We start from the raw sequence: 20888 nt of genomic DNA on the forward strand, positions 1-20888 counted from the left end.
TGAGACGATATGTTTCGAAATGTAAAAGAATTAATTCAGCTGACAAAAGAAAAGAACGTGTCCATCTCTGAAATCATGATCGCGCAGGAGATCGAGGTGTCAGGCCGGACGCGGGAAGAAATATTCGAGCAGATGGAAGCCAACTTGACCGTGATGGAAGATGCTGTGCAAAAAGGTGTTGAAGGCGTCGTGTCGCACTCCGGATTGACGGGGGGAGACGCCGTTAAGCTTCAAGCTTACCTCAAATCGGGCAAAGGGCTGTCAGGGGATGTCATCCTTGACGCTGTCAGCAAAGCGGTTGCGACAAATGAAGTCAACGCTGCGATGGGAACGATTTGCGCAACGCCGACGGCCGGTTCGGCCGGCGTTGTCCCGGGGACGCTTTTTGCGGTAAAAGAGAAACTTCAGCCGACGAAAGAGCAGATGGTCCGCTTTTTATTTACATCGGGAGCGTTCGGATTCGTCGTTGCCAACAATGCGAGCATTTCGGGAGCCGCGGGAGGCTGTCAGGCTGAAGTCGGCTCGGCCTCGGGCATGGCGGCTGCCGCCATCGTCGAAATGGCGGGCGGAACCCCTGAACAGTGCGCCGAAGCGATGGCCATCGCTTTAAAAAACGTACTCGGTCTAGTCTGCGATCCTGTCGCAGGGCTTGTTGAGGTGCCGTGTGTGAAGCGGAACGCAATGGGCGCAGCCAACGCGATGGTCGCGGCTGATATGGCGCTTGCCGGCATTACAAGCCGCATTCCATGCGATGAAGTGATCGATGCGATGTATAAAATCGGGCAGACGATGCCGACGGCACTGAGGGAAACAGGCCGGGGCGGTCTTGCTGCAACACCGACGGGCAAAGAATTGGAGAAAAAAATATTCGGAGGAGCGTCAGCTGCACGTGGAACACAATCTGCAACTTAGTATATCTGTTATAAAAGGCGTCGGGACGGAAACGGAAAAAACGTTAAATGAGCTCGGAATCTATACGGTTCTTGATCTTTTAAACTACTTCCCGTACCGATATGACGATTATGAATTGCGCGATTTGGAAGAAGTGGCACACGACGAACGAGTGACGGTAGAAGGGAAGGTTCACAGCGAGCCTTCTCTTGCCTATTACGGGAAAAAGCGGAGCCGCCTCACGTTCCGGCTATTGGTCGGAAACTATTTGATCACAGCAGTTTGTTTTAACAGGCCTTATTTGAAAAAAAAGCTTGCGATCGGTTCGATCGTTACCGTAACCGGAAAATGGGACAAGCACAGACAATCCGTGATGGTACAGGAGCTGAAAAACGGGCCGCACCAAGGTGACCAGTCGATTGAGCCCGTTTACTCCGTCAAAGAAAATATCACCGTAAAGACAATGAGGAAATTGATTCAGGAAGCCGTCCGCAGCCATTTGCCGTCTGCCGAAGACCCCCTTCCGGAAAAGCTTAGGACCGCCTATAAACTTCTGTCTTACCAGGAGGCGGTGAAGGCGATGCACAAGCCCGAGTCGAGGGAAGCTTTAAAACATGCGCGGCGCCGCTTTGTATATGAAGAATTTTTACTGTTTCAGCTGAAAATGCAGGCTTTACGGAAGTTCGAGCGGGAGGCGTCCGACGGAATCAGCCACACCTTTAAAACGGAAGACGTCAATTCGTTTGTCAAAAGCCTCCCGTTTCCTTTGACAAACGCGCAGGCGAAAGCGCTCGACGACATATTAAGGGACATGGCTTCAGGGTATAAAATGAATCGGCTTTTACAAGGAGACGTCGGATCAGGCAAAACGGCCGTCGCCGCGATTGCGTTATACGCCTCGCTGCTTTCGGGATTCCAGGGAGCGATGATGGTGCCGACCGAAATACTGGCGGAACAGCACGCCGATTCATTGGTATCCCTCTTTGAGCAGTACGATGTCAATGTTGCGCTTTTAACAAGCTCTGTGAAAGGGAAAAGGAGAAGAGAGCTTTTAGAAAGATTAAAAGAAGGAGAAATTGATATTTTGGTGGGGACGCACGCCCTTATTCAGGACGATGTCCATTTTAAACAGCTCGGTCTCGTGATCACCGATGAACAGCACCGCTTCGGTGTCGAGCAAAGAAAAAAACTGAGAAGCAAAGGGAAAGATCCCGATGTCTTGTTTATGACGGCTACGCCGATTCCAAGGACACTGGCAATTACGGTTTTCGGGGAAATGGATGTGTCCGTCATCGATGAAATGCCGGCTGGGCGAAAGCGGATCGAGACTTATTGGGTGAAGCACGACATGCTCGAACGAATTCTCGCGTTTATCGAAAAAGAACTGAAAAAAGGCAGACAGGCATATGTGATTTGTCCCTTGATCGAAGAATCGGACAAGCTCGACGTTCAAAACGCCATCGATGTGCACAGCATGCTGACCCATGCTTTCAGAGGAAGGTGGCAGATCGGTCTCATGCACGGAAAGCTCTCAAATGACGAGAAAGAACAGGTGATGAGGCAGTTCAGCAAAAACGAATGCCAGATTCTCGTTTCCACAACCGTCGTTGAAGTCGGCGTAAACGTTCCGAATGCGACGGTCATGCTGATCTATGATGCTGACCGGTTCGGTCTTTCCCAGCTGCACCAGCTTCGCGGCCGGGTCGGGCGGGGCGACCACCAGTCGTATTGCATCCTGATGGCAGACCCGAAATCTGAAACGGGCAAAGAGCGCATGAGCATCATGTCTGAGACGACCGACGGCTTTGAGCTTTCTGAAAAGGACCTTGAACTCAGAGGACCCGGGGACTTCTTCGGCAAAAAACAGAGCGGGATGCCGGAGTTTAAAGTCGCTGACATGGTTCACGACTACCGCGCGCTGGAAACGGCAAGAAGAGACGCTGCAGAACTTGTCTCTTCAAAGGCGTTCTGGACGGATGCCGAATATGAAAGCCTGCGGGAACACTTGCAAAACAGCGGGGTGATGGAAGGAGAAAAGCTGAGCTGACCTGGAAGTCCTGTGAAAATTTATTGTCGGCGGGTAAAGAAAGATTGCATTCCAATCTATGAAATTATATACTACTATTAGTACCTAGTCATAATTGCGCGGATGGTGTTTAAAAACATGAGAAAAAGTAAGAGAGAACGCCAAGAATTGCTGCAGCAGACGATTCGTACGACCCCGTTTATTACGGACGAGGAGTTAGCGGAGAAATTTAACGTCAGCATTCAGACGATTCGCTTGGACCGTTTGGAACTTTCCATACCTGAACTGAGAGAAAGAATCAAAAGTGTTGCCGAGAAATCTCTTGAAGATGAAGTCAAGTCTCTCCCGCTCGACGAGGTCATTGGCGAGATCATTGATTTGGAGCTGGATGAGCACGCGATTTCCATTCTGGAGATCAGAACGGAGCACGTTTTCAGCCGAAATCAAATCGCCAGGGGACACCATTTGTTTGCCCAGGCCAACTCGCTCGCCGTTGCCCTCATCGACGATGAGCTCGCATTGACGGCCAAAGCGGACATCCGCTTTACCAGGCAGGTCAAGCAAGGCGAACGGGTCGTTGCAAAAGCGAAAGTCGTAAAGCTTGATAAAGATAAAGGCAGAACGGTTGTTGAAGTGAACAGCTATGTTGCCGAAGAGCCTGTGTTTTCAGGCGAATTTGTCATGTATCGTTCAAAACAATCATAGAAGGTGGCGCGTAAGTCATGAAAATTGCTGTAGATGCCATGGGAGGAGACAATGCTCCCAAAGCGGTTATTGAAGGCGTGATGAAAGCGGTCGAAGATTTTGAAGACCTCGAGATTACGCTGATCGGCGACCGGGAAAAAATTGCCGCCCATTTAACGGAGCACGGGCGGATCACTGTCAAGCACGCGGAAGAAGTCATCGAGGCGACAGACGAACCTGTCAGAGCCGTCAGAAGAAAGAAGAATTCATCGATGGTTCTGATGGCCGGAGAAGTCGCCGAAGGCAGGGCGGATGCCTGCATTTCCGCCGGAAACACCGGAGCGCTTATGACGGCCGGGCTCTTTATCGTCGGCCGGATTGAAGGGATTGAAAGGCCTGCGTTGGCGCCGACATTGCCGACTGTCTCCGGAGACGGCTTTCTCCTTCTTGATGTCGGAGCGAATGTGGACGCCAAGCCCGAACATCTCGTTCAATACGCCATTATGGGATCTGTTTACGGAGAACAGGTGCTGGGCGTCAAAAATCCGCGCATCGGACTTTTAAACGTCGGAACCGAAGACAAAAAAGGAAATGAGCTTGCCAAGCAGACCTTTCAAAAATTAAAGGAAACCGATTTGAATTTCATCGGCAATGTGGAAGCGCGCGACATGCTGGACGGAGTCGCTGATGTCATCGTGACAGACGGCTTTACCGGTAACGTTGCCTTGAAAACGGTCGAGGGCGCGGCGCTGTCCATTTTTAAAATGCTGAGAACGACGCTGACTTCGAGCTTCACGGCGAAGCTCGCCGCCTCTGCGCTGAAGCCGAAGCTGAAAGAAATGAAAACGAAGATGGATTACTCTGAATACGGCGGAGCCGGATTGTTCGGCTTAAAGGCGCCCGTCATCAAAGCGCACGGATCATCTGACGGACGGGCCGTTTATCACGCGATCCGCCAGGCCAGAGAGATGGTCAGCCAAAATGTCGCTGAATTTATCGAAGAAAAAATTCAACAAAAAGCAGATGAATAGTCTGGAGGTTTTAACATATGGGCAAGATTGCTTTTCTATTCCCGGGCCAAGGTTCGCAGCATATCGGCATGGGACACGAATTGTATGAAAAAGAACCGAATGCAAAGAAGATTTTTGAAGAAGCGGATCAAACGCTTGAAACAAAACTGAGCACCCTCATGTTTGAAGGGGATGCAAAAGAACTGACACTTACATACAACGCGCAGCCAAGCCTTTTAACAGCGAGTACCGCAGCGCTTCAAAAACTGAAGGAATACGGCATTAAAGCCGACTATGCGGCAGGGCACAGCCTCGGCGAGTACAGCGCATTGGTAGCTGCCGGCGCCTTGTCGTTTAAAGACGCGGTTTATGCCGTCAGAAAGCGCGGCGAATTCATGAATGAAGCCGTGCCCGCAGGTGAAGGCGCGATGGCGGCCATTCTCGGCATGGATAGCCAGGCGCTGAAAGAAGTGACGGACAAAGTTTCCGAAGAAGGAAACCTTGTTCAGCTCGCCAATTTGAACTGCCCCGGGCAGATCGTCATCTCGGGAACAGCTAAAGGCGTCGAGCTCGCTTCAGAGCTTGCCAAAGAAAAGGGCGCAAAACGCGCGATTCCTCTCGAAGTCAGCGGGCCGTTCCATTCCGACCTGATGAAGCCGGCAGCTGATAAGCTTCGTGAAGTTCTTGATGCGTGCAAGATCAGCGATGCAGCCATTCCGGTCGTCTCCAACGTAACAGCCGACTTTGTAACAGATAAAGACGACATTAAGAATAAACTGATTGAACAGCTGTATTCTCCTGTGCGATTTGAAGAAACAATCAGCCGCCTGATTGACGAAGGCGTGACGACGTTCATCGAAATCGGCCCCGGAAAGGTTTTGTCAGGGCTTGTGAAGAAAGTGAACCGCAGAGTCAAAACGATTGCTGTGTCAGACCCGAACACAATTGAACTTGCCGTTCAAACGTTGAAGGAGGAAAACGAAAATGCTGGATAATAAAACAGCCGTTGTTACAGGAGCCTCAAGAGGGATCGGCCGCGCGATCGCCCTGGACCTGGCGAAAAACGGAGCAAATGTCGTCGTCAACTACGCGGGCAATGAAGCGAAAGCGAACGAAGTTGTAGACGAAATCAAAGCGCTCGGCCGCGATGCGTTTGCTTTTAAAGCGGACGTTTCAAATGTGGATGAGGTTCAGGCGATGATGAAGGAAGCGGTCGGCCGCTTCGGCACGCTTGACATCCTTGTCAATAATGCGGGCATTACAAAAGATAATCTGTTCATGAGAATGAAAGAAGATGAATGGGACGACGTCATTAACATAAACTTAAAAGGTGTGTTCAATTGTTCAAAAGCCGTAACAAGACAGATGATGAAACAAAGAAGCGGCCGGATCATCAACATCACCTCGGTTGTAGGCGTCGTCGGTAACGCCGGACAGGCCAACTATGTCGCGGCTAAATCAGGCGTGATCGGCTTGACGAAAACGCTGGCGAAAGAGCTTGCGTCAAGAAATATCACCGTTAATGCAATCGCTCCGGGGTTTATTTCGACGGAAATGACGGACAAGCTGACAAAAGATATTCAAGACGAAATGCTGAAGCAGATTCCGCTTGCACGGTTCGGCGATCCGTCTGACATCAGCAGCGCCGTTGTTTTCCTCGCATCTGACCATGCGAGCTACATGACCGGCCAGACGCTGAACATCAACGGCGGAATGGCTATGGTTTAAACGAAATCAAAAATTGAATTATCTCTGGTTTTTTAAAAACGAATCAACTATAATACTTGAGGGGAGGTGAATAGCTATGGCAGACGCATTAGAGCGTGTAACAAAAATCATCGTAGACCGCCTCGGCGTGGATGAAGCCGACGTCACTCTTGAAGCTTCTTTTAAAGAGGATTTAGGCGCTGATTCCCTTGATGTTGTTGAGCTTGTCATGGAACTTGAAGACGAGTTTGATATGGAGATTTCTGACGAAGATGCTGAAAAGATTGCAACAGTCGGTGACGCTGTGAACTACATAAATAGTAAGCAGTAAGCTCATTTAAAGTCCCGTTTAAAGACGGGGCTTTATCCCTTTATAAATGCGGCTTTAATTTTAATGTTTTGCTGCCCAATGATACACGAACCTGCCTTTTCATAGGAGGTGAGGTGAACTTGATGTGCCCATATGGAGGTTGCTATGTCAAAACATTCACATTTCAGAGACAAAAAAATGTTTCAAAAGAAAGCGGAGCAGTTTAAAAAGTTTCAGGAACGGATTTCGGTTCAATTTCAAAACGAGAAGCTTTTATATCAAGCATTTACACATTCATCTTATGTGAATGAGCATCGAAAGAAGCCATATGAAGATAATGAGAGGCTTGAATTTTTAGGAGACGCCGTTTTGGAACTGACGATTTCTCAATTTTTATACGCCAAATACCCGGCGATGAGCGAGGGTGATTTGACGAAATTGAGAGCGGCGATCGTATGTGAGCCTTCTTTGGTTTCCCTGGCCCATGAGCTTTCTTTCGGAGAGCTTGTTCTATTGGGAAAAGGAGAGGAAATGACTGGAGGAAGAAAGCGTCCGGCGCTTTTAGCCGATGTGTTTGAAGCTTTTATCGGTGCGCTCTATCTGGATCAGGGGCTCGAAGCTGTCGTGGCCTTTCTGAAAGCGTACGTTTTCCCTAAAATCGACGATGGTGCTTTTTCTCATGTGATGGATTTTAAAAGCCAGCTGCAGGAATTTGTACAGCGCGACGGACGAGGTATTCTGGAGTATAAAATCCTTCAGGAAAAAGGACCGGCGCACAACCGCGAATTTGAAGCAAACGTATCGCTAAAAGGAGAAGTACTTGGGGTGGGAAGCGGCCGTTCCAAAAAAGAAGCAGAACAGCATGCCGCTCAAGAAGCGCTCGCGAGGCTGCAAAAACACCATATGAAACAATAAATCCCCCTTGCAAAACTCAGGGGGATTTCAATGTATTTTAAGCCTTTTCGATGGGGTTATGATAGAATTGTAATACTTTAATACATAAGGAGGATCACCATGTTCCTCAAACGTTTAGACGTGATAGGATTTAAATCGTTTGCAGAACGAATTTCTGTAGATTTTGTAAAAGGCGTGACAGCTGTCGTCGGTCCGAACGGCAGCGGAAAAAGCAACATTACCGACGCGATCCGCTGGGTGCTCGGTGAACAGTCCGCCAAATCGCTCAGAGGCGGTAAAATGGAAGACATCATTTTTGCAGGCAGCGATTCGCGGAAAAAGCTGAATCTTGCCGAAGTGACGCTGACGCTTGACAATGACGACCGCTTTTTGCCGATCGATTTTCACGAAGTCAGTGTGACGAGAAGAGTCTACAGATCTGGGGAAAGCGAATTTCTCATCAACAACCAGCCGTGCCGTCTGAAAGATATCATTGATCTTTTTATGGATTCGGGGCTTGGAAAAGAAGCGTTTTCCATCATCAGCCAAGGCAAAGTCGAAGAGATTTTAAGCAGCAAGGCTGAAGAGCGGAGAAGCATCTTTGAAGAAGCGGCCGGCGTATTAAAATACAAAACGAGAAAGAAAAAAGCCGAAAACAAGCTGTTTGAGACACAGGACAATTTGAACCGTGTCGAAGACATCCTCCACGAGCTCGAGGGGCAGGTGGAGCCGCTGAAAGTGCAGGCTTCGATCGCCAAAGACTACCTTGAAAAAAAGGATGAGCTTGAAAAAATCGAAATCGCGTTAACGGCGTATGATATCGAAGAGCTTCACGGAAAATGGGAAGCCCTTCAGCAGAAAGTCGAAAAGGCGAAAGACGAAGAGATGTCTTCGTCTGCGGCCATCCAGGCAAAGGAAGCCAAAATCGAAGAGGCAAGAGACAAAATTCAAGCGCTCGACGAATCGGTCGATGAGCTTCAGCAAGTGCTGCTTTTGACAAGCGAGGAACTGGAGAAGCTTGAAGGCCGGAAAGAAGTGCTGAAGGAACGCAAAAAAAACGCGACGCAAAACAGAGCTCAGCTTGAAGAAGCGCTCGTCCAGCGCAGTGAAAAAGAGCGAAGCCTGAAAGAAAAAATCGCCGCGCAGAAGCTTGTGTTTGAAAAGCTCGAGGCCGAAGCAAAAGAGCTTGCCCGAAAGGTGAAAGAAAAGAATCAGGCTCTATCCGGATACAGCGAAAATGTAGAAGAAGAAATCGAACAGCTGAAAAGCGATTATTTCGAGCTCTTGAACGAACAGGCATCCGTCCGAAACGAGCTTCAATTTCTTGAAGACCAAATGTCCCAATCCGCGGCGCAGCAAAAACGACTCGCGCAAAACAATGAAAAATATTTAAGCGAGCGGAAGGAAATCGCCGACCGAAAGATGAAAACCGAACACGAATTCAGCCTCGTCGACGAGCGCCTTCACAGCCAGATTCAAGCATTCAGGGACGCGCAAAAAAGCTATGAACAGAAAAAAAGCCAGTACGAGAAAAAGGAATCCGCCCTTTACCAAGCTTATCAATACGTTCAGCAGGCGCGCTCCAAAAAGGAAATGCTTGAAGCGATGCAGGAGGACTTCTCAGGGTTTTATCAAGGCGTCAAAGAAGTATTAAAGGCCAAGAGCGAGCTTCCGGGCATTCGCGGTGCGATTGCCGAGCTGTTAAAGACGGACGAGCGGTATGAAACAGCGATTGAAATCGCGCTCGGCGCAACGGCCCAACATGTTGTCACTGACGATGAAGACGCCGCCAGACGGGCGATTCAATATTTGAAAAAGCATTCGTTCGGAAGGGCGACCTTTCTCCCGCTTTCCGTCATCAAAGAGCGCCGCATTCAGTCGCGAGATATCGAAGCGGCGAAAGAAAATCCGTCGTTCATCGGCATCGCCAGCGAGCTTGTTTCGTTTGATCCGGCCTACCGGACCGTCGTGCAAAACCTGCTTGGCACCGTGCTGATCACCGAGCATTTAAAAGGCGCCAACGATCTTGCCAAACGGCTCGGCCACAGATACCGGATCGTCACCCTTGAAGGGGATGTCGTCAATCCGGGCGGTTCAATGACGGGAGGAGCCGTTAAGAAAAAAAGCAGCTCGCTTCTGGGACGCAACAGGGAGCTGGAAGCCCAGACAAAACGTCTCGCCGAGATGGAAGAGAAAACCGAATTGCTCGAAAAAGAAGTGAAAGCCCTGAAGCAGACGATGCAAGAGCTTGATGCCAAACTTCAGTCACTCCGCGAGGACGGGGAAGGCTTAAGAACCGAACAGCAGGAAATCAAAGGGCGTCTGTACGAACTCGAAATCGCCGAGAAAAACGTCAACAGCCATTTGGAGCTCTACGACCAGGAAAAATCGGCTCTGCTCGAAGGGGACGAAGACAAGAAACGGCGTAAAAAAGAGCTTGAAGAAAAGCTCACATCGATCGCCGGCGGGCTGAAGCGCCTCGATTCCGAAATCGAAGCGATGACGGAGCGGAAACAGACACAGACCTCGACGAAAGAAGCGCTGCAAAGCGAGCTGACCGATTTGAAAGTGGTGCTGGCGAAAACCGAACAGTCGTGTGCGAATGAACGGGAAAAGCTCGCAAGGCTTGAAGAAGAGTATGCCGAGAATGCGGAAGCGCTCAAAATTGCCGAAGAGGATCTCTCTTTCTTGACGACAGAAATGTCCTCCAATACTTCCGGGGAGGAAAAACTTGAAGAAGCTGCGAAAAAGAAGCTGAACGACAAAAATAAAACCGCAGAGCTTATCGCATCAAGAAGAGAGCAGCGGATGAAACTGCAAAAAGGCCTTGAAACCGAAGAGCTGGAACTGAAAGAAATGAAGCGCCAGTATAAGCAGATGGCAGGCCTCTTAAAAGACGAAGAAGTCAAGCTCGGCCGCATGGAAGTCGAACTCGACAACCTGCTCTCTTTCCTGCGGGAAGAGTATGGACTTTCATTTGAAGGGGCGAGGGAAAAATATCCTTTGGAGCTTTCCCCTGAAGAGGCGAGGAAGCGCGTCAAGCTGATCAAGCTTGCAATCGAAGAGCTGGGAACGGTGAACCTCGGCAGCATTGAGGAATTCGAAAGGGTCAATGAACGCTACCTCTTCCTCTCGGAGCAGAAAGACGACCTGCTCGAAGCGAAAAATACGCTCTTTAAGGTTATCGAGGAAATGGATGAGGAAATGACGAAGCGTTTTGCGGAAACATTTGCACAGATCAGTTCTCATTTCGAAGACGTCTTCCGGGCGCTGTTCGGCGGCGGAAGAGCCGAACTCAAGCTGACAGATCCGAATGACCTGCTCCAATCGGGCGTCGATATTATCGCTCAGCCTCCGGGCAAAAAGCTGCAGAACCTGAGCCTGCTTTCCGGCGGGGAACGGGCCTTGACGGCGATCGCGCTCCTGTTTTCGATCCTCAAAGTCAGACCGGTTCCGTTCTGCGTGCTGGATGAAGTCGAGGCGGCGCTTGACGAAGCGAACGTGTTCCGCTTTGCCCAATACTTGAAAAAATACAGCCATGAAACCCAGTTTATCGTCATCACCCACCGGAAAGGAACGATGGAAGAAGCCGATGTTCTTTACGGCGTGACGATGCAGGAATCAGGCGTTTCCAAGCTGGTTTCAGTCAAGCTTGAAGAAACAAAAGAACTAGTTCAATAAAGCGAGGTTACAGGACATGAGCTTTTTTAAAAAACTGAAAGAAAAAATCACACAGCAGACCGATTCGGTTTCAGGCAAATTTAAAGAAGGCCTGGCGAAAACGAGAAATACGTTTCAGGAGCGGGTCAATGAGCTTGTCTCCCGCTACCGGAAAGTGGACGAGGATTTTTTTGAAGAGCTTGAAGAGGTTCTGATCAGCGCTGATGTCGGCGTTTCAACGGTGATGGAGCTGATTGACGAACTGAAAAGCGAGGTCAAACGAAGAAATATTCAGGACCCGAAAGAGGTTCAGTCCGTCATTTCTGAAAAGCTCGTCGAAATCTATGAAGGCGGGGAGCAGGAAGCTGCAGAGCTCCGCGTCGAAGACGGCCGCTTAAACATCATTTTATTCGTCGGCGTCAACGGCGTCGGCAAAACGACGACGATCGGCAAGCTTGCCCATCAATTCATCAAAGAAGGCAAAAATGTCGTCCTTGCTGCCGGAGATACATTCAGAGCCGGCGCGATCGATCAGCTTGAAGTGTGGGGAGAACGCGTCGGCGCGCATGTCGTCAAACAGGCGGAAGGCTCGGACCCTGCGGCCGTTATCTATGACGCCGTTCAAGCCGCGAAAGCGCGCGGCGCCGATGTTCTGCTTTGCGACACGGCAGGACGTCTCCAAAATAAAGTGAACTTAATGAAAGAACTCGAAAAGGTAAAGCGCGTGATTCAGCGCGAAGTGCCTGATGCACCTCATGAAGTGCTGCTCGTACTCGATGCGACGACAGGACAGAACGCGATGACACAGGCGCGCGAATTTTCCAAAGCGACTGATGTCTCCGGCATCGTGCTGACGAAGCTCGACGGAACGGCAAAAGGCGGCATCGTCCTCGCCATCCGCCACGAGCTCCAGATTCCGGTCAAGTTTGTCGGACTGGGAGAAAAAATGGATGACCTTCAGCCGTTTGAAGCAGAGTCATATGTATACGGCCTGTTTTCCGATCTGATCGAGAAAGAAGAGTAGGCGCGGAAAACCCCTTCGCCGGGGTTTTCTTTTTCGCCGTCATGTATGACAAGATAAAAACTTGACAGATCAAATATTTCAGCGTAAACTAATGTATCGTAAAGGGATTTGACTTAACAAAGGGGAGAGTCTCATGACGCTTGAAAAAACAACGAGAATGAATTACCTATTCGATTTCTATCAGTCGTTGTTGACATCAAAACAAAAAAGCTACATGTCGCTTTACTACTTAGACGATTTCTCCCTTGGCGAAATAGCTGAAGAATATCATGTCTCAAGGCAAGCGGTCTATGACAATATCAAGCGGACCGAAGCCATGCTTGAGCAATATGAAGAAAAGCTACTTTTGTTTAAAAAATTTCAAGAGCGCAATAAGATTTTTGAAGAGCTGAGAAAGCTGACTGACGGTCAGCCCGAAGCGGAATCCCTGATCGACGCGCTTGAGAAATTAGATTAGGAGGCGGCACTTAATATGGCATTCGAAGGATTAGCCGACCGACTGCAGCAAACGATCTCAAAAATCCGCGGAAAAGGAAAAGTAACGGAGCAAGACGTCAAAGACATGATGCGCGAAGTCCGTTTAGCGCTCCTTGAAGCGGACGTCAATTTTAAAGTCGTGAAAGATTTTGTGAAAAAGGTAAGCGAACGAGCTGTCGGACAAGACGTCATGAAAAGCCTGACGCCCGGACAGCAGGTCATTAAAGTGGTAAAAGAAGAACTGACGGAGCTGATGGGCGGCGAGGAAAGCAAGATTGCCGCTGCAAAGCGTCCGCCGACCGTCATCATGATGGTCGGTCTGCAAGGGGCCGGTAAAACGACGTCGACCGGAAAGCTCGCCAACCTGCTTCGCAAAAAACATAACCGCAATCCGCTGCTCGTGGCAGCAGACATCTATCGCCCGGCGGCGATCAAACAGCTGGAAACGCTCGGCAAACAGCTCGATATGCCGGTATTTTCACTGGGTGACAAGGTCAGTCCGGTTGAGATTGCCAAGCAGGCCATCGAAAAGGCGAAAGAAAATCATCATGACTACGTTCTCATCGATACGGCGGGACGCCTTCACATTGATGAAGACCTGATGGATGAGCTTGAGCAGGTAAAAGAAACAGCTCAGCCGGAAGAGATTTTCCTTGTCGTTGATTCCATGACGGGTCAAGATGCGGTAAATGTTGCCAAAAGCTTCAACGAACAGCTCGGTGTGACGGGTGTCATTCTGACGAAGCTTGACGGTGATACAAGAGGCGGGGCGGCCTTGTCGATCCGCGCCGTGACCAACACGCCGATCAAATTTGCCGGAATGGGCGAAAAGCTTGATGCGCTGGAGCCGTTTCATCCCGAACGGATGGCCTCGCGAATTCTCGGAATGGGCGATGTGCTCACCCTTATCGAGAAAGCCCAGGCCAACGTAGACGAAGAAAAGGCGAAAGAACTCGAGCAAAAAATGAAAAATATGAGCTTTACGCTCGACGACTTTTTGGAACAGCTCGGACAGGTCCGCAATATGGGGCCGCTTGAAGATCTGATTCAAATGATGCCCGGCGCAGGCAAAATGAAAGGCTTAAAAAACGTTAAAGTTGATGAAAAACAGCTCAGCCATATCGAAGCCATCATCAAGTCGATGACCGGGAAGGAAAAAGAGCAGCCTGAGATCATCAATGCAAGCAGGCGCAAACGGATTGCGAAAGGAAGCGGGACATCCGTACAGGAAGTCAACCGTCTTTTAAAGCAATTTGAAGAAATGAAAAAAATGATGAAACAGATGACAAACATGACAAAAGGCAAGAAAAAAGGGTTTAAACTGCCCTTCATGTAAACCTGTTTTCAGATGATAAAAACGTTGTTAAGAAAAAACACTTTACAAACACTTTTATCATTGTTAATATACTATCTTGTTGAAATATTTTCGGAGGTGCTAGTAAAATGGCAGTAAAAATTCGTTTAAAACGTATGGGAGCAAAAAAATCTCCTTTCTATCGTATTGTTGTAGCAGATTCTCGTTCACCGCGTGACGGCCGTTTCATCGAAACAGTCGGAACTTACAACCCGGTTGCAAAACCAGCGGAAGTCAAAATCGACGAAGAGCTTGCGCTTAAATGGCTTCAAACAGGAGCTAAACCGTCTGACACGGTTCGCAACCTGTTCTCTAAAGAAGGCATTATGGAAAAATTCCACAACGCTAAACAAAGCAAATAATGAGTGATCTGCACTTGGAAGAGCTGATTGTATCACTGGTCAAACCGCTTGTGGATCATCCGGATGACGTTCAGGTTTTCAGAGAGGAAAATCCAGAGCGGACGATGTTCCGCTTGTCTGTCAACAGAGAGGATACCGGCAAGATCATCGGCAAAAAAGGGCGCACTGCAAGGGCGATACGCTCTGTCGTATTTGCGGCAGGCGCACAGTCTTCTAAGAAAGTTCAACTTGAGATCGCAGACTAAGGGGAGAGGGTGAAAACCTCCCCCTTTTTTAACATGTAAGAAAAATAGAAACAGATGAACGATTCCGATTGTCAGCTTATGCCAGGCTGCCGGATTTCAGGGAAAGGAAAAATCACGGGACAGTAGGTGATGATGCCATGCAAATTATCCAACGTGTTACCGTTATGCAGGTTTTGACTGAAAACAGCAAAAAAAAGCTGCTGGCTTCTTTTGAAGAACGAAAGGAAATCCTTGAGCGCGAATGCAACCAGCTCTATTTTCAGCTCAGGAAGCACGAAAAGGAACACCACAATCCGGCAGCGACTGAATCATTTAAAAAAGAAATTGAAAAACGTCAGGACAAGATTAAAATGATCGTTTTTCAAATCAATCAAATCCATACACTGCCGCTTGGCAGCGAAGTAAAGGAAAAAGAAATCGACGCTTTAATGGACATTGAAGTCGGGGATAATTGGCATGATATGACGACGGGAAAAACAATCGTGATTAAAGACGGGATCGTCATTGAAATTCGTCCGAGGTGAAGAAATGCTGAAACAATGGTTTAATGTAGGGAAAATTGTTAATACTCATGGGGTAAAAGGCGAAGTCCGCGTCATTTCAAGAACCGATTTTCCTGAGGAACGGTACAAGCCCGGAAACGCTCTCTACTTGTTCCGTGAAGGAACAGACGAGCCTGTCAAGGTGACCGTCAGCGCCCACAGGCTTCATAAACAGTTCCACCTTTTGCAGTTTAAAGAGGTTGAAACGCTCACCGAAGCCGAAAAATTAAAGAATGCCTTGATTAAAGTTCCCGAAGACCAATTAAGCCAGTTGGCGGAAGACGAGTACTACTTTCACGAAATCATCGGCTGCGATGTTTTTTCGGAAGACGGGGATTTAATCGGCAAGGTCAAAGAAATTTTAACGCCGGGCGCCAACGATGTCTGGGTCGTGGCCAGACCGGGAAAGAAAGACGCGCTTATCCCTTATATCGACGCCGTTGTCAAAGAGATTAATGTGGCGGATCAAACGATCAAGATTCATATCATGGAAGGGTTACTTGACGAATGAAAATCGATTTTTTAACGCTTTTTCCGGAAATGTTTGAAGGTGTGCTCGGCTCGTCGATCCTGCAAAAAGCTCAGGATAAGGACGCTGTCCACTTTCGCGTGGTGAACTTTCGGGCCTTTTCCGACAACAAGCATCAAACCGTTGATGATTATCCATACGGCGGGGGAGCAGGAATGGTGCTGAAACCGCAGCCTGTCTTTGATGCGGTCGAAAAGCTGACAGCTGAAGCCGAAGGGTCTCCGAGAATCATCCTCGTCTGCCCCCAAGGGGAACGCTATACCCAACAGAAGGCTGAAGAACTGGCGCAGGAAGAGCATTTAATGTTCATTTGCGGGCATTATGAAGGGTATGATGAGCGGATCAGAGAGCACCTGTCTACAGACGAAATTTCGATCGGAGATTTCGTTTTGACAGGGGGAGAGCTGCCGGCGATGATGATCGCAGACAGTGTTGTGCGGCTTTTGCCGGGCGTGCTCGGCAAGGAAGAATCGCACCTTGAAGACTCTTTCAGCACGGGGCTTCTTGAACACCCTCATTATACGCGGCCGGCAGATTATAAAGGCCTGAAGGTGCCGGACGTTCTGACATCCGGGAACCATGCGAAAATCAAAGAATGGCGGCGGAAGGAGTCTCTCAGGCGCACTTTTTTAAGGCGGCCCGACCTTCTGGAAAACTATCCTTTATCTGAAGAAGAGCGAAAATGGATTTCTGAATGGAAAAACCGGTAGATTCTATTGCACCCGGAAAAAAGGTGTGGTATGATACTACTTGTGACTTGAACGGGAACGCTCGTTTAAGTTTGAAAACGATGTTCCGCTGTGCCGGTTAACTCGCGCAAGAGCATCTGTTGGAAGGAGTTGAAGACGATGCAAAAATTGATTGAAGATATCACAAAAGAACAATTGCGCACTGATTTGCCTGCGTTCCGTCCTGGTGATACTTTACGTGTACACGTTAAAGTTGTCGAGGGTAACCGTGAGCGTATCCAGGTTTTTGAAGGTGTCGTGATTAAGCGTCGTGGTGGCGGAATCAGCGAAACTTTCACAGTTCGTAAGATTTCTTACGGTGTCGGAGTTGAGCGTACATTCCCATTGCACACACCGAAAATCGCGAAAATCGAAGTTGTCCGTCATGGTAAAGTACGCCGTGCGAAACTTTATTACCTGCGCGAACTTCGTGGAAAAGCGGCTCGTATTAAAGAAATCAGACGATAAAGATAACGAACGAAAAGAGCTTGTTAACCATAACAAGCTCTTTTTTTGTCAAACAAGTATAAATGCACCGCACCATTAAAAGAATAGCAATAACAGAAAGTAGGTGTCAGACAAATGGTGATCCAATGGTTCCCAGGGCATATGGCCAAAGCGAGGCGGGAAGTAACGGAGAAACTCAAGCTGATCGACATTGTATACGAACTGGTCGACGCCAGAATTCCGATGTCTTCAAGAAACCCGATGATTGAAGAGATTTTAAAAAACAAACCGAGGATCATGCTGCTCAACAAGGCGGATAAAGCGGACTCCTCCGTGACGAAGGCTTGGAAGCAGCACTTTGAAAAAGACGGGATTCCTTCTCTCGCCATCAACTCGGTCAACGGACAGGGGCTCAATCAAATTCTTCCCGCTTCAAAAGAGCTGCTGAAAGAAAAGTTTGATAAAATGAAAGCAAAAGGTGTAAAGCCGCGCGCGATCAGAGCGTTGATCGTCGGCATTCCGAACGTCGGCAAATCGACTTTAATCAACCGGCTGGCGAAAAAAAACATCGCCAAAACGGGCGACAGACCCGGGATCACAACGGCGCAGCAGTGGGTGAAGGTCGGAAAAGAGCTCGAGCTTCTCGATACCCCGGGGATTTTATGGCCGAAGTTTGAGGACGAGCTTGTCGGGCTGAGGCTTGCGGCAACAGGTGCAATTAAAGATTCGATTATCAACTTGCAGGATGTCGCCGTCTACGGTTTGCGCTTTTTGGAAGAGAATTACCCTGAGCGCTTAAAAAAGCGCTACGATCTGGAAGAGATTCCAGAAGAGATTGCAGCGCTTTTTGATGAGATCGGAAAAAAAACGCGGCTGTCTCATGGCCGGAGGCGAGATCAATTACGACAAGACGACAGAAGTCATCATCCGCGATATCCGCACCGAAAAGTTCGGTCCGCTTTCTTTTGAAAAGCCGGAGGATATGTAAAAAGGCGCGCTTTTAAAAGAGCGGGCCTTTATTTTTGCAGGAGATGCGCCGATAAGAACATTAGGGGAGAAGAGAAAGTGAAAACATTAACCGTCAAAGAAATTAAAGAACATCTTCAATCGGTGAGTGATGAAAAAGACCCTTTTATAGAGCAGTGCAAAAATGATGGGCGAAAAAGCGTCCAAGCGCTTGTCGACGCCTGGCTGAAGAAAAATGAAAGGCTTTCGGCCATGCAGGAAGAGTGGCAGGTGATGACGTCTTTCGAACGGTCGCTGAGAGCGCGGGGCTATCAATATATCGCCGGAATCGACGAGGCGGGCAGAGGGCCTCTCGCAGGGCCTGTTGTTGCCGCCGCTGTCATCCTCAAAGAAGACTGTGAAATATTAGGGCTGACAGATTCGAAAAAACTGTCAAAGCAAAAAAGAGAAGACTATTATTCATACATTATGGAAGAAGCCGCAGCAGTCGGCGTCGGGATCGCTGACGCTGATGAGATCGATGAGCTGAATATTTATGAAGCCTCGAAAGCGGCGATGCTGAAAGCGGTCCAAGCGCTGGACGTCGCTCCGGATTATCTTCTAATCGACGCCATGTCGCTTGCAGTCGAAACAGAGCAGTCATCGATCATTAAAGGGGATGCAAAAAGCGCATCGATAGCGGCAGGCGCATGCATCGCAAAAGTGACGAGAGACAGGCTGATGGATGAATACGCCGCAAAGTATCCTCTCTACGGGTTTGAAAAGCATAAAGGCTACGGAACAAAAGAGCATCTGCATGCCCTTGCCAAATACGGCCCGTCGCCGATACACCGAAGATCGTTCGCCCCTGTTAAAGCACATGAATAACGTTCCGGAGGAAGAATGACTTTGATGATGCTGAACGATGTACATAACAGCTTAAGAAAACAATTTGAACAAGCTGATCCTCTCCAGCGGATCAGCGGAACGGAGACGGATCAGAAAAGGCTGATGCTCGGCAAAGTGCTCCGCTTTATCAGCGAGCAGTTCGCCGAAATACAAATCGGCAATACGAAATGGCAGGGGAAGCTTGAGGCACCCCTGAAAGCGGGCGCTCATTACTGGTTTTCGTATGAAAAGAAGCCTGATGAAGCGACAGGCCGCCTTCAGGTCGTTGAAGCGTTTGACAAAAACCCGAAGACAGTGCAGGATGCCGCTTTTAAGCTGTTGAACGGGCTTTCTCTGAAGCGGACGAAGGAAGCTGTCTTTCTGGTCGGAGCGTTGCTGAAGGAGCAGCAGCCGATCAGGGAAAACGATTTAAGAGCCGCCATCAAGTGGCTTGAAAATCTGCCGAAGTCTGACGCCCAAAAAGGCGCCGATGCCGTCATGTTCGCTCTTAAACGCGAACTTCCCGTCCATCCCGGCGTGCTCGATTCGATTTTGGCCGTCAAAAACCCCGTACCGCTGAACGAGCAGATTGCCAAAACATTTGATATGATCACGAACGCCACTCAGCAATCCGCAGGCATGGAAAAGCTGAAGCAGGCGCTTTTGCCTGTTTTACAAACGGAGACCGAGGTGCATGCCGAAAGGCTGATTCAAAAGCTTGCAGAACACGTCAGGTCGCTCGAAAAAGGAGAACTGCAGGGCGTTCAGCCATTAAAGCCGCAGGTTCATTCAGAAGTTGGGAATCCTTTGCAAAAAGCTGACGCCGGCGGCACCCAAGGACAAGAAGCAAAAGCTGTTCAGCAGCAGCCGCAAAAAGCAGAAATCGCGGCAGCTAAAGACCTGCTCGCTAAATTGGCGGCACAAGCCGAAACGAACGGGACGCATATTGTAAAAGAAGCGGCAGGCGTCATCAGAGCGCTTGAATCGAGCGGATCTCTAGGACAAGCTCCGGCCGTTCCGGGCGGATTTACGCCAAAAGAGACGGAATTATTGCAGCATATCATGAAAGAAACAGCACCTGCATTAACGAATAAAGCCGATGTATTTTCCGTTCTCCTCAAGATCAAGGACCTTTTAGGCGTCAGAGATGAACTCTCATTGTTGAGAGCGATGGAAAACGGCGCTGTTCTCAAAGATCAGGGCCTTCAATCTTTAAAGCTCGTGCTGAATGAAATGAGGCATGCTTCCGATCTTCCCGCTCCTGTAAAACAGGAAGCTGATCAAATCTTTCACCGTTTAAACGGACAGCTGTTTTTGCAAAATGATCAGCCTGCCCAGAGCCAGCTTTTTCTGTCGTACCCTTTGTTTTCAAAGAACGGCGTTCAGGATTTGACCGTTTTCTTAAAAGGGCAGAAAAAGGACGACGGAAAGATCGACCCTTCCCAGTGCCGCCTTATGTTTTACCTTCAGTTGGAGGCCTTGGAAGAGACGGTGATCGATTGTTTAATCCAGCAAAACGTCATGACGGTTACAATTGAAACAGGATTCGACTTGGAGCCTTTGCTTGAACCGCTGGTCCCCGCTTTAAAGGAAAATCTGAAAGAACTGGGCTACAGCTTGTCAGGCGTCACAGCAAAAAAACGGGAAAACATGAAGCTTGCTCCTTTTCTGGACGCCCGCTTTGAACAAATTACAGAGAGCGCAGTGGATGTGAAAATATGAAGGAAGAATCTGTTCCATTAAGAAGAGCTGTTGCGCTTCACTACGATGAAATGAAGGATAAGGCGCCGAAGGTGGTTGCCAAAGGATCGGGATACACGGCGGAGAAGATCATTGAAGAGGCGCAGAAAGCCGGCGTTCCGATTCAGGAAGATGCGACGCTTGTCGAATTAATGCGCCACTTGGAGCTTGACGATCACATTCCTGAAGCGCTTTACGAAATCGTCGCCGAGATCTTTTCATTCGTCTATACGCTTGATGAAAAAATGAAAAAGAGGGAATGACTTTTGAAAAAAAGCCGTTTCCTCTATTAATTTTATATTTTTAATAAAATAAAAGTGTGAATGTTTAGAAGGATTTTACGATTTCTCATCGAAACCTAGACAATCGATCTATGATTATATAAAATGAAAGCGCAGTCTATTTTTATTTTTGCTACATAAGTT

The 20888-nt window shown here is 48.6% G+C and carries 21 protein-coding genes and 1 pseudogene; all 22 read left to right on the forward strand.

From position 1 onward, the window contains the following. Positions 1 to 9: 9 nt before the first annotated feature. Positions 10 to 912: an L-serine ammonia-lyase, iron-sulfur-dependent, subunit alpha gene (gene sdaAA / locus M1D67_RS09115; RefSeq protein ID WP_020451358.1), complete on the forward strand. Its 903-nt coding sequence runs from the start codon at positions 10 to 12 to the stop codon at positions 910 to 912. Then, positions 890 to 2938, forward strand: coding sequence for an ATP-dependent DNA helicase RecG (recG, locus tag M1D67_RS09120; RefSeq protein WP_020451359.1), 2049 nt, complete (start codon positions 890 to 892; stop codon positions 2936 to 2938). The genes sdaAA and recG overlap by 23 nt, the downstream gene beginning before the upstream one ends. A gap of 117 nt (positions 2939 to 3055) precedes the next feature. Further along, the gene (gene fapR / locus M1D67_RS09125) at positions 3056 to 3622 is read left to right on the forward strand and encodes a transcription factor FapR (protein WP_020451360.1); all 567 of its coding nucleotides are present in this window, start codon (positions 3056 to 3058) and stop codon (positions 3620 to 3622) included. 17 nt (positions 3623 to 3639) lie between these two features. Beyond that, complete coding sequence (plsX, locus tag M1D67_RS09130; RefSeq protein ID WP_020451361.1) at positions 3640 to 4632, forward strand: phosphate acyltransferase PlsX; 993 nt, start codon at positions 3640 to 3642, stop codon at positions 4630 to 4632. A gap of 17 nt (positions 4633 to 4649) precedes the next feature. Beyond that, complete coding sequence (gene fabD, locus M1D67_RS09135; RefSeq protein WP_020451362.1) at positions 4650 to 5606, forward strand: ACP S-malonyltransferase; 957 nt, start codon at positions 4650 to 4652, stop codon at positions 5604 to 5606. Beyond that, positions 5596 to 6339, forward strand: a complete 744-nt coding sequence (gene fabG, locus M1D67_RS09140) for a 3-oxoacyl-[acyl-carrier-protein] reductase (RefSeq protein ID WP_020451363.1) — start codon at positions 5596 to 5598, stop codon at positions 6337 to 6339. Before fabD ends, fabG begins: the two co-directional genes overlap by 11 nt. 76 nt (positions 6340 to 6415) lie before the next feature. Then, the gene (acpP, locus tag M1D67_RS09145) at positions 6416 to 6649 is read left to right on the forward strand and encodes an acyl carrier protein (RefSeq protein WP_003181706.1); all 234 of its coding nucleotides are present in this window, start codon (positions 6416 to 6418) and stop codon (positions 6647 to 6649) included. Between the two features lie 144 nt (positions 6650 to 6793). Continuing rightward, complete coding sequence (gene rnc, locus M1D67_RS09150; protein WP_023857216.1) at positions 6794 to 7543, forward strand: ribonuclease III; 750 nt, start codon at positions 6794 to 6796, stop codon at positions 7541 to 7543. A gap of 99 nt (positions 7544 to 7642) precedes the next feature. After that, entirely contained in the window at positions 7643 to 11203 is a 3561-nt protein-coding gene (gene smc, locus M1D67_RS09155; protein WP_023857215.1) for a chromosome segregation protein SMC, read from the forward strand. A gap of 16 nt (positions 11204 to 11219) precedes the next feature. After that, positions 11220 to 12206, forward strand: coding sequence for a signal recognition particle-docking protein FtsY (gene ftsY / locus M1D67_RS09160; RefSeq protein WP_020451366.1), 987 nt, complete (start codon positions 11220 to 11222; stop codon positions 12204 to 12206). 133 nt (positions 12207 to 12339) lie between these two features. Next, positions 12340 to 12663, forward strand: a complete 324-nt coding sequence (locus M1D67_RS09165) for a putative DNA-binding protein (protein WP_020451367.1) — start codon at positions 12340 to 12342, stop codon at positions 12661 to 12663. Between the two features lie 15 nt (positions 12664 to 12678). After that, entirely contained in the window at positions 12679 to 14019 is a 1341-nt protein-coding gene (gene ffh / locus M1D67_RS09170; protein WP_144497627.1) for a signal recognition particle protein, read from the forward strand. Positions 14020 to 14126: 107 nt separating this feature from the next. Continuing rightward, complete coding sequence (rpsP, locus tag M1D67_RS09175; RefSeq protein WP_006638197.1) at positions 14127 to 14399, forward strand: 30S ribosomal protein S16; 273 nt, start codon at positions 14127 to 14129, stop codon at positions 14397 to 14399. After that, a complete protein-coding gene (locus tag M1D67_RS09180) occupies positions 14399 to 14644 on the forward strand; it encodes a KH domain-containing protein (protein WP_023857213.1) in 246 nt (81 codons plus the stop codon). Before rpsP ends, M1D67_RS09180 begins: the two co-directional genes overlap by 1 nt. Before the next feature lie 137 nt (positions 14645 to 14781). Next, the gene (locus M1D67_RS09185) at positions 14782 to 15168 is read left to right on the forward strand and encodes a YlqD family protein (RefSeq protein WP_020451370.1); all 387 of its coding nucleotides are present in this window, start codon (positions 14782 to 14784) and stop codon (positions 15166 to 15168) included. 4 nt (positions 15169 to 15172) lie between these two features. Continuing rightward, a complete protein-coding gene (gene rimM, locus M1D67_RS09190; protein ID WP_020451371.1) occupies positions 15173 to 15697 on the forward strand; it encodes a ribosome maturation factor RimM in 525 nt (174 codons plus the stop codon). Then, on the forward strand, positions 15694 to 16425 hold the full coding sequence (gene trmD, locus M1D67_RS09195) for a tRNA (guanosine(37)-N1)-methyltransferase TrmD (protein ID WP_020451372.1): 732 nt from the start codon (positions 15694 to 15696) through the stop codon (positions 16423 to 16425). Before rimM ends, trmD begins: the two co-directional genes overlap by 4 nt. Positions 16426 to 16563: 138 nt before the next feature. Beyond that, entirely contained in the window at positions 16564 to 16911 is a 348-nt protein-coding gene (gene rplS / locus M1D67_RS09200) for a 50S ribosomal protein L19 (protein ID WP_020451373.1), read from the forward strand. A 114-nt stretch (positions 16912 to 17025) separates the two neighbouring features. Beyond that, positions 17026 to 17878: pseudogene (ylqF, locus tag M1D67_RS09205) on the forward strand (ribosome biogenesis GTPase YlqF). A gap of 77 nt (positions 17879 to 17955) precedes the next feature. Next, on the forward strand, positions 17956 to 18723 hold the full coding sequence (locus M1D67_RS09210; protein WP_048350339.1) for a ribonuclease HII: 768 nt from the start codon (positions 17956 to 17958) through the stop codon (positions 18721 to 18723). 24 nt (positions 18724 to 18747) lie between these two features. Further along, a complete protein-coding gene (locus M1D67_RS09215) occupies positions 18748 to 20445 on the forward strand; it encodes a hypothetical protein (protein WP_048350338.1) in 1698 nt (565 codons plus the stop codon). Next, entirely contained in the window at positions 20442 to 20726 is a 285-nt protein-coding gene (locus M1D67_RS09220) for a FlhB-like flagellar biosynthesis protein (protein ID WP_025811381.1), read from the forward strand. The genes M1D67_RS09215 and M1D67_RS09220 overlap by 4 nt, the downstream gene beginning before the upstream one ends. Positions 20727 to 20888 lie beyond the last annotated feature (162 nt).

This window comes from Bacillus sp. PK6-025, from assembly GCF_056530265.1.

Coding starts and splice junctions, on each gene's coding strand:
- fabD (WP_020451362.1), top strand. CDS start 4,650: ATGGGCAAGATTGCTTTTCTATTCCCGGGCCAAGGTTCGCAGCATATC.
- rimM (WP_020451371.1), top strand. CDS start 15,173: ATGCTGAAACAATGGTTTAATGTAGGGAAAATTGTTAATACTCATGGG.
- M1D67_RS09185 (WP_020451370.1), top strand. CDS start 14,782: ATGCAAATTATCCAACGTGTTACCGTTATGCAGGTTTTGACTGAAAAC.
- fapR (WP_020451360.1), top strand. CDS start 3,056: ATGAGAAAAAGTAAGAGAGAACGCCAAGAATTGCTGCAGCAGACGATT.
- plsX (WP_020451361.1), top strand. CDS start 3,640: ATGAAAATTGCTGTAGATGCCATGGGAGGAGACAATGCTCCCAAAGCG.
- rplS (WP_020451373.1), top strand. CDS start 16,564: ATGCAAAAATTGATTGAAGATATCACAAAAGAACAATTGCGCACTGAT.
- ffh (WP_144497627.1), top strand. CDS start 12,679: ATGGCATTCGAAGGATTAGCCGACCGACTGCAGCAAACGATCTCAAAA.
- smc (WP_023857215.1), top strand. CDS start 7,643: ATGTTCCTCAAACGTTTAGACGTGATAGGATTTAAATCGTTTGCAGAA.
- fabG (WP_020451363.1), top strand. CDS start 5,596: ATGCTGGATAATAAAACAGCCGTTGTTACAGGAGCCTCAAGAGGGATC.
- rpsP (WP_006638197.1), top strand. CDS start 14,127: ATGGCAGTAAAAATTCGTTTAAAACGTATGGGAGCAAAAAAATCTCCT.
- M1D67_RS09165 (WP_020451367.1), top strand. CDS start 12,340: ATGACGCTTGAAAAAACAACGAGAATGAATTACCTATTCGATTTCTAT.
- ftsY (WP_020451366.1), top strand. CDS start 11,220: ATGAGCTTTTTTAAAAAACTGAAAGAAAAAATCACACAGCAGACCGAT.
- rnc (WP_023857216.1), top strand. CDS start 6,794: ATGTCAAAACATTCACATTTCAGAGACAAAAAAATGTTTCAAAAGAAA.
- acpP (WP_003181706.1), top strand. CDS start 6,416: ATGGCAGACGCATTAGAGCGTGTAACAAAAATCATCGTAGACCGCCTC.
- sdaAA (WP_020451358.1), top strand. CDS start 10: ATGTTTCGAAATGTAAAAGAATTAATTCAGCTGACAAAAGAAAAGAAC.
- trmD (WP_020451372.1), top strand. CDS start 15,694: ATGAAAATCGATTTTTTAACGCTTTTTCCGGAAATGTTTGAAGGTGTG.
- M1D67_RS09180 (WP_023857213.1), top strand. CDS start 14,399: ATGAGTGATCTGCACTTGGAAGAGCTGATTGTATCACTGGTCAAACCG.
- M1D67_RS09220 (WP_025811381.1), top strand. CDS start 20,442: ATGAAGGAAGAATCTGTTCCATTAAGAAGAGCTGTTGCGCTTCACTAC.
- M1D67_RS09215 (WP_048350338.1), top strand. CDS start 18,748: ATGATGCTGAACGATGTACATAACAGCTTAAGAAAACAATTTGAACAA.